The organism is Dyadobacter ginsengisoli DSM 21015 (assembly GCF_059568735.1).
Genome location: NZ_JCANTY010000002.1, coordinates 23,424 through 37,029, shown reverse-complemented (window position 1 = coordinate 37,029; position 13,606 = coordinate 23,424). Strand labels below are relative to the sequence as shown.

At 51.8% G+C, this 13,606-nt stretch carries 9 protein-coding genes; 8 read left to right on the top strand and 1 reads right to left on the bottom strand.

Annotated elements, in window-relative coordinates:
• Positions 1-72 precede the first annotated feature (72 nt).
• Positions 73-717 carry a hypothetical protein gene (locus tag BP71_RS06640; RefSeq protein WP_496377780.1) on the bottom strand — a complete coding sequence of 215 codons (645 nt, stop codon included), beginning with the start codon at positions 715-717 and terminating at the stop codon, positions 73-75.
• Positions 718-1,453: 736 nt separating this feature from the next.
• Here BP71_RS06640 and BP71_RS06635 point away from each other — a divergent pair.
• From BP71_RS06635 to BP71_RS06600, 8 genes are all read left to right on the top strand, one after another.
• Complete coding sequence (locus BP71_RS06635; protein ID WP_496377779.1) at positions 1,454-2,095, top strand: RNA polymerase sigma factor; 642 nt, start codon at positions 1,454-1,456, stop codon at positions 2,093-2,095.
• A gap of 105 nt (positions 2,096-2,200) precedes the next feature.
• Positions 2,201-3,331 carry a FecR family protein gene (locus BP71_RS06630; protein WP_496377778.1) on the top strand — a complete coding sequence of 377 codons (1,131 nt, stop codon included), beginning with the start codon at positions 2,201-2,203 and terminating at the stop codon, positions 3,329-3,331.
• Positions 3,332-3,467: 136 nt separating this feature from the next.
• Entirely contained in the window at positions 3,468-6,929 is a 3,462-nt protein-coding gene (locus BP71_RS06625) for a TonB-dependent receptor (protein WP_496377777.1), read from the top strand.
• A 32-nt stretch (positions 6,930-6,961) separates the two neighbouring features.
• Complete coding sequence (locus BP71_RS06620) at positions 6,962-8,557, top strand: RagB/SusD family nutrient uptake outer membrane protein (protein WP_496377776.1); 1,596 nt, start codon at positions 6,962-6,964, stop codon at positions 8,555-8,557.
• 27 nt (positions 8,558-8,584) lie between these two features.
• Positions 8,585-9,988: a DUF5018 family protein gene (locus BP71_RS06615; protein ID WP_496377775.1), complete on the top strand. Its 1,404-nt coding sequence runs from the start codon at positions 8,585-8,587 to the stop codon at positions 9,986-9,988.
• A gap of 79 nt (positions 9,989-10,067) precedes the next feature.
• The gene (locus BP71_RS06610) at positions 10,068-11,177 is read left to right on the top strand and encodes a metallophosphoesterase (protein WP_496377774.1); all 1,110 of its coding nucleotides are present in this window, start codon (positions 10,068-10,070) and stop codon (positions 11,175-11,177) included.
• A gap of 30 nt (positions 11,178-11,207) precedes the next feature.
• Entirely contained in the window at positions 11,208-12,041 is an 834-nt protein-coding gene (locus BP71_RS06605) for an endonuclease/exonuclease/phosphatase family protein (protein ID WP_496377773.1), read from the top strand.
• A gap of 11 nt (positions 12,042-12,052) precedes the next feature.
• The gene (locus tag BP71_RS06600; RefSeq protein ID WP_496377772.1) at positions 12,053-13,594 is read left to right on the top strand and encodes an ADP-ribosylglycohydrolase family protein; all 1,542 of its coding nucleotides are present in this window, start codon (positions 12,053-12,055) and stop codon (positions 13,592-13,594) included.
• The last annotated feature ends 12 nt before the right edge of the window (positions 13,595-13,606 follow it).

The window sequence follows — 13,606 nt, the reverse complement described above, 5'->3', positions numbered from 1 at the left end:
GTCAATATCGTGTTGGCAGCTTTTGTTGGCAGTGATGGCCGAAGAAAGCACAACATCCGGGCCAATGAGATACTACTTGCTCCCTTTGATATTTATTGAGATTACACCTTCAACGTTAAGCATTGCTTCTCCATCTAAATGTGATCTCACAATGGGAGTTTCGGTACCGAAGGGCCCGTTATGGGCAAAATAGTCTGACATCAATCTACCTGCCAAATTTGGATCTGTAAATACAACGATGCGTTCAACCTTCGGAGCCAGGTCATCGTCAATCAAATACGATATCGATAATTTGTTTTCGCCGTAAGTATGTGCGGACCTCAAAAGCTCATCGCCTGCCACAAAGTTGTTTTGGTTATCCAACAATATGACTTTAGGCAAGAAAAATGTCGGCTGCTTATAGAGGGTGCCTTTGCCGCCGGTTCTCTTTGAGGTAACAACGAGAAGATATCTTTCTGCTTTTTGACCTACTTCAATAGCGCGGTAAAAGCTTTTGCCGGTTCTAAAGTTGAAGGGTTTCGTTGTCCTATCAATATTCAGGGTGGTGTCATCGGAAATTTTGTCAAATTTCATCTTCCCAAGTTGTGACAGATCCGGGTCAGCTAGTAACAACGCCTGCTTGCTTTCGTCTACCACCCTTTGCTGAAAATTATGATAGGAATTGATACAAGACAATGTAGACCAAGTGAGCAAGTACAGTACAAACTTATACTTCATAATACGTTATTTTAGGTAAAAGAGGCAGTAAAAATGCAATCTAAGCAGAGCCGAGATTTTTCCACGTTTTCAGGCATTAATCGCTGGTCTAAATACCAGCAGATGTAGGCAGGGGAGATCTCAAATTATAGCACCTCACATAGTCGCCTGCCATCGACCTTTTACCATGAAACTGGCATCAAAAGTTTCATTCTGGCGTGATTTTTATCGGAGTTATCTTCTGTTACTCTGGCTTTTGGCCATCGCGAGCGGGCAGATGCTTTCTGAGAACATAAACCGATTTTTGTAAATGGCACTCTCTTGATCATCGCATCGAAGTCGTTAAAAAATTTTGACAGAAACAGATGCTGAGTTTCCGTCCAATAACGGCAATTTAAACTATTCAAGTGTAACCATAAGTACAGCTACTTGTTACTTTATGTTATTTTTTGACCAAGGATCAGCTTACTTGTATTTGGGAGCTCCAACGATCGCTTAACTGGAGTTAGTAGAGAAGGGATTGCATGCGATTGGCGCTGGCGTCTTTATTCAGTGCAATTTAACATGATCGCAATGCATGCTAACATCACGCACGCAGATCTGAATGCGGTCGTGCTCCGGGATCTCATCCCGGACAAATAGACATCAGCAGGCGTCAGGTTGTTCAAGGAATGATAGGTCTGATATGGGCTAACGCCAAATTTAACATCTGCATAACCGAGGTCCTGGAAAATTTTGTGTTACATTGCACTATCTTGTGCCTACTCACGTTACCCGCCTCGTAGTGACCCGTTTCCTCAGTCAAAAAAATGCATTTTCCCACTTAACGGACATCGAGTTGCTCGCATGGATGCGCGATGATAACGAGGCGGCACTGACCGGGCTCTACGAACGCTACTGGGAGCCGGTATTCCTGTATGTGGTTCGTGTGCTGCGGGATGAAGAAGAGGCCCGTGATGTGGTTCAGGAAACTTTCATCGCATTCTGGCAAAGACGTGCCGAACTACCGGAAATCCATTCGCTTAAGTCTTATCTGATGGGCATTGCCCGTTATAAGGCTTTGCGCAGCATTAAACTCAGCCTTTCGGACGAGCGCTATCGCACTTCGCTACTTGACTTTTTTAACGACCATCAGCGATCGCCGGAGACGGACCTGATGGCCGGGGAAATGGAACGCGTTCTAAATGAGCATATCGCCAGGTTACCGGAGCGTATGCGGGAAGTTTTTCTGCTGAGCCGCCACGAACATCTTTCCTACGCCGAAATCGCAGAGCGGCTTCATATCTCTGATAAAACTGTCAAGAAGCAGATTCACAATGCGTTGAAACACCTCCGCTGCGTGCTTGACGAGCAACACATGTGGGCCACTATCCTGGTCTGCGCAGTGTCCGCGCACTGATCTAAAAAAAAATATTTCGAAATTTTTCCGGGCATGGATACTACCTGCCCTTTTTTTTATGCACTTACTGTTAGCGTGCCAGCTGCATGCGATCGAATGATGACTATGAGTGAATCAGAATTGAAAGACCTGCTGGACCGTTTTCGGGACGGAACCTGCACCGACGAGGAAAAAGAAATGATCGAATTATGGTTCGATCAGAACTCGGCGCGGTCGGACTGGAAATGGGAGGATGAACAGGCGCGTGAGTACACGCGACAGCAAATGCTCCAGCGCGTTCAAATGCGGCTCGAAGGAGCGAAGCGCTCGCCCAAACGGCTGTGGCCCTACCTCAGTGTAGCCGCTTCCGTGGCTGCGTTGCTGCTGGCGGGGGCATTCTGGCTTTTCCATCCGGGCAGCGATGCGGATAGGGGAGCGGATTACCGTCATACGGCCGTCAGGCCCGGCACACAGCAGGCGATGCTCACATTGAGCGACGGTTCGTCGGTACTCGTGGGTGGTACAGCCGAGGGGGTACTTTCCCGGGATGGTGATATGGAGATCGTAAAAACGGATGAGGGAAGTTTGAAATACAGGAAGATGGGCGGTGGGCAAGCCACTGAAGGGCGAAACAGGATATCGGTGCCCCGTGGAGGAATTTTCAAAGTGGCATTGCCGGATGGTACCATTGCCTGGATCAATTCGGGGACCCAAATGACTTATCCGGCGAGTAATACCGGAGCTGAGCGTGTGGTGGAGCTGAACGGAGAGGCCTATTTTGAGGTAAGTCCGGATAAAAAGCGACCATTCAAGGTGCTTTCGGGGCAAACAGAAATCACGGTGACCGGGACACATTTCAATGTAAATGCCTATGATGACGAGAAGGACGTAACCACAACACTCGCGGAGGGGCAGGTGGTGGTGCGTAACGAAGCGGAGCGGGTGGTATTGAAACCGGGGCAACAGGTATTGAGCGCAACATCGGGGCAACTAACCGTACATGCCACCGATGTGGAGGGGGCGCTGGCGTGGAAAGAAGGGTATTTTGTGTTCGACGATTTGGAGCTCAGGTCTGTGATGAAGATAATTGCGCGTTGGTACGACGTCGAGGTGGTATATGAGGGAGATATTCCACCACGTCGTTTTGGCGGCACGTTTTCAAAGTCCAAAGATCTTGGCGGTCTGTTGAGCTATCTCGGGCAGCTGAGTAATATTCATTTCAAACAACAAGGGAAAAAAATTATGGTAAAACAATAGGAGACGCTAACACCGGCCGAAAAAAAACCGGAAGTGGTGGAACACCTCCGGCACGACAGCTTGGGAAAGCTGTGCTAGGCCCTCATTCGAAATGCAGTGAACATTTTCAACTCAAGGATAACCTATTAGGATACAAATGTACGAAGAAAGGGTGGTACCCTGGCGCCGGAACGGGATTTCGGCTTACGGGAAATTAATTTTCATTATGAAACTGTGCCTTATCATGGTGCTGTGCGGCGTGCTCGAAGTGACCGCCGCGACGGTTTATGGCCAAAATGCCAGCATCCGCGTCAAAAATGCGCCGATCCGGGAAGTTTTCAGGCAACTGAAAAAGCAGACGGGCGTCGATTTTCTCTACGTTTCCGACGATCTGAAAGACACCCGGCCCGTGACCATGAACGCTAGCAATGTGTCGCTGGTAAAGATTCTCGACGCCTGTATGGAAGGACAACCGCTTTACTACACGGTGGATAACGCTACCGTGCTCGTGCGAAGGAAACCGGTTCCCCCCCGGCAGCCTGAGGCCGAAGCGCCCAGAGGTCAGATCCAGAAAGCGCCGGTTACGGGGAAGGTACTCGATACCGACGGCACGCCATTGGTAGGAGCTTCGGTTGTAGTGAAGAACAGTAATGGTATCGGGACGACCACGGATGCCAGCGGGATTTTTTCAGTACAAGCGGAAAAGGGTGACGTGCTCGTCATTTCCTTCATCGGATACATTTCCAAAGAAGTGGCTGTCAAAAGCGACGGCGATATGAAGGTGGTGCTCGAAGTGGAGAACAAATCGCTGAGCGATGTGATCGTATTGGGGTACGGCGCTACTACGAAACAAAGCATCGTATCGTCGGTAGTCCAGGTAAGTTCAGCAGAATTGAAGACCGCGCCGACGGCTAACTTGTCTTCCATGTTGCAGGGACGCCTGCCGGGATTGATCACCCGCCAGTCGAGCGGCCAGCCGGGTTCAGATGGTGCGTCGCTGCTGGTGCGGGGTATGAACACCCTGAGCGGTTCCAGTCCGCTGATCATTGTCGATGGCATCGAACGGGGTTTTCCGCAGATCAACCCTGATGAGGTGGAATCTGTGACCGTGCTCAAAGACGCGGCGTCGGCAGCGGTGTATGGTGCGCGTGCGGCAAACGGGGTTATTCTGGTTACGACCAAAAGAGGAACGGTGCAAAAACCGACGATCACCTTTAACTCTTCCCTCGCACTCAGCTCCAATACCCGTTTTCCGAAATTCCTGAATGGGCCGGAATATGCCCGCTGGTATAACAAAGCACAGGAAATGGACGGTGTAGCCGAAGCTGCGCGCCGGTTTACGCCCGAGGAGATTGAGCGTGTCAACAGTGGCGATCCTGAAAAGGGTGTTTTCGGTAACACAGACTGGTTTGACCTGCTTTTCCGGAAGTCGGCTCCAATCTATACAAACAATTTGTCCCTGAACGGCGGGTCCGATAAGTTTAAATACTTTGTATCGGTCGGTTCGTACAACCAGCAAGGTACCATCGCGCGTACGAGTAACAACCGCTACAACTTCCGCGCGAATATCGACGCGCAGGTATCCGAGCGTTTTAAAGCTGCTTTCGGGATTGCTATACGGGATGAAACTACCTCTCAGCCAGGTCTTTCTGCCGGTTTGGGGAATTCGTATGCATCTATTTTTAGCCAGGCCATGATGTCTTACCCATTCCTGCGGCCCACGAACGCGGAAGGAATGCCGGTCGGAAGTTTCAATACCGGTAATGGTAATCAGAACCCGCTCGCAGCCCGCGACCTTTCGGGAAAGCAGGATACCCGGGCCAACAACATGCAGGGCAACATTACGCTGCAATACGATCTGCCATTTGTAGAAGGCCTGAACCTGAAAGTGAACGGGGCATTCGACAAGGGATACAGCATGCGCAAAGCCGCGGTTTTGCCCTACCTGCTTTCGGTATACAACAACGCCACCCGCACATTTACCGAAACCTATGCACGCCACGCGCTAACCGGTAATGCGACGATCAATCAATGGTTTGCCGATTCGTGGCAAACGACGGTGCAGCCGTCCATTAATTTCAACCGTACTTTTGGCGCGCACAAAGTGGGCGGAATGTTCCTGTACGAATACATCCGGAGCAATGGGACGTCCATGTCCGCCGGTCGGCGTGGCTTTCCGATCACCGACATTATGGATCTGAATTACGGGGAAGAAGTGATCAACGACCTGGTAAAAGGCGGGCATTCCATGTTTCACCGAGCCGGCTACGTTTCGCGGCTTACCTACGATTACAAGGGCAAATACCTGGCTGAGTTTACAGGCCGTTACGACGGTTCGACGCGGCTTCCTGCGCATAACCGATGGGGGCTTTTCCCAGCTGTCGCATTGGGCTGGCGGATTTCAGATGAAAACTTTTTCAAACAGAATGTACATTTTATAAACGACCTGAAATTGCGCGTGTCGTCGGGCCGGTTGGGTAATGATGCTGTCGGCGATTATGCTTACATCCGAACCATGGCAATGGGAGCCGATCCGGTAGCGCTGATCGGTGACAAGATCGTTCGCTCGCTGGGCGTGAACAATGTGCCGAACAGGGACATCAAATGGGAAACCACCACGACTTACAATGCGGGTTTTGAAAGTACGCTCTGGAATGGCCTGCTGGGTGTCGAAGCGGATGTGTTTTATAATGTGACCAAAGACATCTTGCAGCCGCAAAGCGGATTGATGCCGCCTTCGATGGGAGGTTATTACCCGGCTACCGTCAATTCCGGTGTGGTGGATAACCGTGGCTTCGAATTGATCCTGACGCATCGCAAGAGCCTGGGAGATTTTTATTACAATCTCAGAGGAAATGTGAGCTGGGCCAGAAACCGTGTCATCGAAACAACGGAGAATGTGAATGTGCCCGACTATCTACGCCGTACCGGACGCCAGATCGGGATGAAATACGGTTTTGTCGCCGACGGTCTTTTCCGGAGCGAAGAGGAAATCGCCAATAGCGCGCTGTTCGGCCCCAGTAAAGTAGGAGAGGTAAAATTGAAAGACCTGAATGGGGATGGTCGTATCACCTGGGACCAGGATTGGACAGCCATTGGCCGCAGCAGTACACCGGAGATGATTTTTGGTCTGAATGTCGGCGGAGGGTACAAGGCGTTTGATTTCAACCTGTTTTTCCAGGGAGCCGCAATCGCTGATGTGGCATTGTCGGGGCTCTATGCCAGCTCGGGTGTTTACGACAATACATTTTACACCATGGCCTTTTACCAGGACGGAAATTCTCCGAAATACCTAGCTGAGGGCGCCTGGACACCCGAAAACCCCAACGCCAAATACCCTCGTCTGAGCACACTGCCGGCGCAAAGCGGGGGGAAATTTTCCTCGTGGTGGATCCGTGACGCCTCTTACCTGAGATTAAAAAGCGCACAGATCGGCTACACGTTGCCGGCTTCGCTGACACGCAAGATGAAGATCGAGAACCTGCGCCTCCATGTTTCGGGAAGTAATCTGTTTACCTGGACCGGCCTCGACTACCTCGATCCCGAAATGCCGGATGTGAACCAGGGTTATTATCCGCAACAAAAGTTGTTTGAAGCAGGGCTGAGTCTTTCGTTCTGACAACCTTCGTCTATCTCATTAACCTTTACAATATGAAAGTCTTTTCAAAAATAAACGTGATAGTCTCGTGTTGTATCGTCCTGCTGTCGGGCTGCAACATCGACCCTGAACTTACCGACGTATATGGCGAGGAGGTTGCCTGGTCGAGTGAGGCCAATCTGGAATTGTCGCTTAATAAATTCTATCCGCTCATCGGGCAAACGTATTATACGCCCCACGTCAATCAGGATGCTTTTTCGGACATACTGAAAATGAATACGCCGTCGGCGAGCTCCAACCTGTTTGCATTGGGATCTTCCATGATTACACCGGGAGAAAACCCGCTCGGTAACTGGGACTGGGGTTATAGCTGGGTACGGAATTGCAACGAGTTTCTGGATGGAATGAGGCAACATGGAGGAAAATTCCCGGAAGAAGTGCGTTTGCGTGCGGAAGCGGAAGTACGCTTTTTCAGGGCCTATGTCAATTTCGAAATGGCTAAACGTTACGGTGGCAGCATTATCCTGTTCGACCAGCTGCCCGACGGCCCTTCACGCGCCCGCAGCGCACCCGCGGAAGTGTGGGATTTCATAGCTGCCGACCTGGACTTCGGAGCAGCGCATTTGCCGGCAACGGTACCTGCTACGCTCACCGGTAAGCTCACCAAAGGAGCCGCCCTTGGCTTGAAAGCACGGACTATGCTTTATGCGCAGCGCTGGAAAGCAGCTTCCGATGCCGTGGATGCATTGGATGCCCTGGGTTTGTACGACCTTTATCCCGACTATGAAAAGTTGTTCCAGATGCGCCGTGCGCAACGCGTGGAGAACAAAGAGAGCATTCTGGAATTTGGTTACGCCTCGCCCAATTTTGGCTATTCTTTTGATTACTTTTTCTGTCCGCCGGGAGATAAAGGTTATTCTCAGATCAGTCCAACGGAGAATCTTGTTTCTGCTTACCAAATGGCTGATGGGACCAATTTCAGTTGGAGTAATCCTGCCCAGGCCGCCAATCCTTATACAGGCAGAGAGGGTCGGTTTTATGCTTCGATCCTCTATCATGGCGCGTCGTGGAAAGGCCGGACGATCAGCACCCGGGAAGGCGGTGTGGACGGTTACGCGGTTGGCGGCGGAACGACCAGTACCGGCTATTACATGCGCAAGTTTTTCGATGGTTCTGTAAAAACGCAGGATTCGGGTTTTCAGCCCGGCGAACTGACCTTCTATTTCATGCGCTACGCGGAAGTGTTGCTGATCAAAGCCGAGGCCCTGGCAGAGCAAGGCAATCTGTCGGAGGCATTATCAGCGTTGAATCGCGTGCGGAAGCGTGCCGGTTTTAAAACGGAAGTGACTGCGGGAAGCAAGGACGAGTTTACCCGGTTACTGCGGCACGAGCGCATGATCGAGCTTGCGTTTGAGGGTCACCGTTACTGGGATCTGCGACGCTGGGACCTCGCCCGCACGGTCCTGAATGGTACAAATTGCACAGGTCGCGTACCGGTGATCGTCGCCGACACCGTAGCCGGTTACCGGGAAGTGGATGCCGACAACGGCAGGAAGCGCGTGTACCAGGCCAAATACAACCGTTTTCCGATACCATCGGCGGAACTCCAGCGTAATGCGCAGATGGAGCAGTTCGACGAATGGAAATAGTCCCAGATGAAACCCAAGACTCTCGAAATGAAAAGAACATATATTTGTAAAGCAGGATGCTGGTTGCTGGCTCTGCTGGGCCTGCTGGGATGCGAGCAGGTCGATTTGAACAAAGGCGTAAGTTCCAGACAGGGATTGCTGAACTTCTCGGTATCGATTCCCGGTCAAACCATCGAATACCCGGCCACACAGGCAGGACCCTACGCCAGCGGCGACACGGTTTTTGTGCGCGTGCCCTCCACAGACGAGGCTCCGCTGGATCTGACGCGGTTGAAGCCCTTTGCCAGTCTGGGGCATAATGCGGTCATCCGGCCGGCTTTGGGCAGCATAGCGGATTTCAGTAAACCCATTCAGGTGGAGGTGACAGACGGCGGAGGCACCGTGAGCAGGCATGTGATCAAAGTCGTTCCAACATTGCCCAGGACGGTTTTTTCAAAATCGTGGTTTAAAACCTCGGAAGCGCTGGGCATCAAGAGGACCAACATTTCCGGCCTTGCCATTGTTGGCGAACACCTGCTCGTTGCTGATTTTAATGGCGGGAATACTGGTGAAGACAATGGCGTACGCATATTTAATAAGACAACCGGGGAGTTGGTGAAGTCTATCGCGCCGCCTGCCACTTTTTGCATGCAGGTGACCGCTGATGATGCCAACCATTTCATCATCAACCGCTATAATATTTATTCGGCTGGTTTCATGGTGTATTATTACGACGATATCAATAGTGAGCCCAAATTATTACTCAACTACACCGCGGCAATGGGTTGCCCCGTCAATCTGGGGCGAAAGGTAAGCGTAATCGGAAATCTGAAATCGGGCAAAGCTTACATCTATGCGACCACCAATGGAAACAACGGCATCTATTACTGGGAATTGCAGGATGGCGTTCCCGTCGCGGTCGAGCCCTATGTAATTCGCTATGCCGCTGCTGAACCGTGGACCTATGCGCATGTGCAGCGCAAATCGCTGGACGCGTCGTCGGGGCATTATCTCACCTACTGTAATTACAATGCATCTGACCCCAACCTGACCCAGGGCAGCCGTTTCGTGTCTTTTACCAACGATATGGAAGTGACACCTTTCGCAAAACAAAGCCATTATTACAAAGTCCTTGGATTTGACGTGTTCCGGTTGGACGGTAGCGAATACACGGCCATGCTTACCCAAGGTTACTATGCCTGGGATGCTACGCACGTGAAGGTTTTCGAAACGAGCGATGCCGGCAAATTTGGCCTGGTTCCCGGTGCGGCGGGTTATTCGGACTTTATGCTCTTTGAATCTGAGGCTTACGGTGGTACGAATTACAATCGCTATGGCGATATCGTGGCGGACGTACGTGACAACGAAGTTTACTTCTACGCGACGATGGCAACTAATGCCGCCAATACTTCGGGTATTATGGTTTACAAAATGAAGTATAACAAGCAATAATACATAGCGTTGCACCAGAAGTGTCGTTTAGCCTTTTGTTTGGGCAAAATGATGCTTCTGACTGCATCCCGTTCAAATCATGTCTTCTTCTGTTTTAAAAATCTTGCTTCGCTGCCTGACGGCGATCGTAGTGCTTTCTTTGCTTGCTGTGAAGCAGGCCAGGGCGCAGACTGACGGAGCACTGCAATTGTCATACCCGAAATCTTGGTCGATGGTGGTCGTACCCGACCCGCAGGGTTATACCAAGTTTAAGCGGAACCAGCCATTGCTGGATCTGATGATCAACTGGATCGACGATAACCGCGATCGCCTGAACATCGGGCTCGTGCTGTGTACGGGCGATCTGGTGGAGCAGAACTACATTACAGAGCTTCCCAGGGAAAACGGCGATCAGCTCAGCACCGCGCAATGGCAATGTGTAAGCAGCGCTTTCGGGCGGCTGGATGGAAAGTTGCCCTATCTGCTCTGCACAGGTAACCATGACTACGGCACCAGCGCGACGGAAAACCGGTATTCGCAATTCAACAGCTATTTCCCGCCCGACAGAAACCCGTTGAACCGGCAGATACTCGTCGAGATGGCAACCAATGGCCAGGGTGTGCGTACGCTGGAAAATGCTTGTTACGAGTTCAAGCCGCCTTTTGGTGCTCCGATGCTGATCTTTTCGCTGGAATATGCGCCGAGGCAGGCAGTGGTGGAATGGGTCCGTGAGCTGGCCGCCAGGCCGCAATACCGAAAACATATGGGCGTGGTGCTCACGCATAGCTACATGCGCTCGGGATTGCGCGGCAACCAACGCATTGTCAGCGAAGATTATCCGCCCGGTTTTGGTGATTATACCCTCGGGGAAACATTGTGGCAGCAACTCGTAAAGCCGGCAAGCAATATCAGGATGGTCTTTTGCGGGCATATCATCGATGTTGCTTCCCACGCAGGCCACGTCGGTTTCCGCACCGATCTGAATGTAGGGGGGAGCAAGGTACACCAGATGCTCTTCAATGCGCAGAACGAAGGCGGCAACTGGAAGGGCAATGGCGGAGACGGCTGGCTGCGCATCCTCGAATTTCTGCCCGACGGCAAGACAGTTAAAGTAAGAACCTTTTCACCCTTTTTTGCAATGTCCCCTTCCACGCGGCATCTGGCGTGGCGTACGGAAACTTTCGATCAGTTTGAGTTTTCACTGGATTGATCCATCAAACGCATTTGATAACCCCACATCATGATCTCCTCAATACACCGATTATTCCTAAACCTTGTTCTGTATACGCTGACGACGCTGCTGCTCCATCCAACTGCTTTTGCGCAGGATAGTGGGGCGGCGGCGCGACGTCTCAAAGTGATGACCTACAACATCCGGATTGCCAGCCCGCCTTCGAAAGGTTGGGGTTATACCGATTTGCCGGCTATTGCGACGGTAATCAACCGCGTACAGGCCGACCTGGTGGCCTTGCAGGAAGTGGACGCATTCACCGACCGCTCGGGAAAGAATTCGCACCAGGCGCGTGAATTGGGCAGGCTTACCAGAATGGAATTCCATTTTGCCAAAGCGATCGACCGCAGTAACGGCGATTATGGCGTGGCCGTGCTTTCGCGCTATCCGATTGAAAAAGCAGAAAGCTTTTCACTGGGCACTGTGTCCGGTCATCCGGAAGCGGAAACGCGCGCAGCCGCTGTGGTTACCGTCCGAACTCCGGTGGGACGGGTCGTGTTTGTCTCGGCTCACCTGGACCATCTGAGCGATATGGATCGGGCATATCAGATCGCCCGGTTGAACAGGATTCTCGATCGCTACCGCAAATGGCCGGTCATTTTAGGGGCGGACCTCAATGCGGTGCCGACCAATGCCGTCATTGCCAAACTAAAACTGGTTAAACCTTGTACCGATTGCCCGCTCACATTCCCCGCCGAACAGCCCGACCGCACACTCGACTATTTGATGATGAACAAGCGCGGCATCAAGGCGTTTGAGCGGGTGAGCTACGGAGCGGTCGTCGAGCGCTATGCGTCCGATCACCTTCCGTTGGTTATGGAGTTGAATATGAACCCTAAATAGTAAGCCATTTTATGAAATACTTTGTTAAAATAAGCCTGATCCTCGTGCTATTCCTGTCGGGCCAGCCGGCATTGGCACAGCAGAAAACCGCCCTTTTCCGGATCAGCAGGGAAGCTTTGCAGGATAAGATCAAAGGCGGCTGGGCTGGTCAGACGATCGGCGTTACTTTCGGCTGGCCAACGGAATTCGTTTATCAGGGTACTTTTATCCAGGATTATCAGACAATTCCCTGGCATGCGGACTATGTTTCCGAAGCAATGCGCGTCTTTCCGGGCTTGTTCGATGATATTTATATGGATCTGACATTTGTAGAGGTCATCGAGCGGCTGGGCCTTCACGCACCCGCCGATTCATTCGCCCGTGCCTATGCGACTGCCGGCTACGAGCTTTGGCATGCCAATCAAGCCGGGCGGTACAATATTCTGCAGGGAATCCCCGGGTCACAGTCGGGGCACTGGAAACGTAATCCGCACGCCGATGATATCGATTTCCAGATCGAGGCTGACTTTGCAGGTTTGATGAGCCCGGCCATGCCTGGCGCGGCGTCCGTCCTGTGCGACCGGGTCGGGCATATTATGAACTACGGCGATGGCTGGTATGGAGGCGTTTTTGTCGCGAACATGTATGCCCAGGCATTCAAGAGCAACGATGTGCAAACCATTGTCCGTCAGGCATTGCAAGCCATTCCGCCGCAAAGCAAATTTTACCAATGTATAGCCGACGTGATCCGGTGGCATCGGCGTTACCCGGCCGATTGGAAACGGACCTGGTTTGAAATCCAGCGAAAATGGACCGAGGAAATCGGCTGTCCCGACGGAGTGTTTCATCCGCTGAACATCGATGCGAAGCTGAATGCCGCTTATGTAGTGCTCGGTTTGCTGTACGGGAACGGCGATTTTACAAAAACCATGGAGATCTCAACACGGGCGGGACAGGACTCGGATTGTAACCCCTCGACAGCGGGAGGTGTGCTGGGCACCATGCTCGGTTACTCCCGGATTCCCGCCTATTGGCTGGACCCGTTGAAGAGAGCAGAACGGTTGCAGTTCAGTCATACGACCCTGGCCTTGCAGGATGTTTATGAACTTGGGGTTAAACATGCATTGCAGCACGTTGTCGCTAATGGTGGCCGTATTTCCGGAGACATCGTCGAGATTCCCCAGGAGCCGGTCAGGCCGGTGCGGTTTGAGGAAAGCTTTTCGGGGCATTTTCCGTCAGGAAGGGTACAGGTCCATACCACCCGGAAGGATTCGGTTTCTTTTCGTTTTGAAGGCACGGGCTTCGTGTTAAGGGGATTTGTCCAAAAACTTTCCAAGCACGCTCCCCCGAGGCCGGTACGCGTTGCATTGTTCATCGATGATAAGTTGTTGGAAGAGTTTGATTTGTCGGTGATTGCGGCGCACCGGCGTACTGAACTTTGCTGGCGCTACCAACTCACAGAAGGACAGCACCGAGTTACACTTAAAGCGGTGTCACCCGACCCGGACTACGAAATTGTTGCGCGGGAAGCCGTTGTTTATCGCAAGCTTTCAGGTAGATCAAACAAAAAATAAACACCTAAATTT

Coding starts and splice junctions, on each gene's coding strand:
- BP71_RS06640 (WP_496377780.1), bottom strand. CDS start 717: ATGAAGTATAAGTTTGTACTGTACTTGCTCACTTGGTCTACATTGTCT.
- BP71_RS06625 (WP_496377777.1), top strand. CDS start 3,468: ATGTACGAAGAAAGGGTGGTACCCTGGCGCCGGAACGGGATTTCGGCT.
- BP71_RS06620 (WP_496377776.1), top strand. CDS start 6,962: ATGAAAGTCTTTTCAAAAATAAACGTGATAGTCTCGTGTTGTATCGTC.
- BP71_RS06605 (WP_496377773.1), top strand. CDS start 11,208: ATGATCTCCTCAATACACCGATTATTCCTAAACCTTGTTCTGTATACG.
- BP71_RS06630 (WP_496377778.1), top strand. CDS start 2,201: ATGAGTGAATCAGAATTGAAAGACCTGCTGGACCGTTTTCGGGACGGA.
- BP71_RS06615 (WP_496377775.1), top strand. CDS start 8,585: ATGAAAAGAACATATATTTGTAAAGCAGGATGCTGGTTGCTGGCTCTG.
- BP71_RS06600 (WP_496377772.1), top strand. CDS start 12,053: ATGAAATACTTTGTTAAAATAAGCCTGATCCTCGTGCTATTCCTGTCG.
- BP71_RS06610 (WP_496377774.1), top strand. CDS start 10,068: ATGTCTTCTTCTGTTTTAAAAATCTTGCTTCGCTGCCTGACGGCGATC.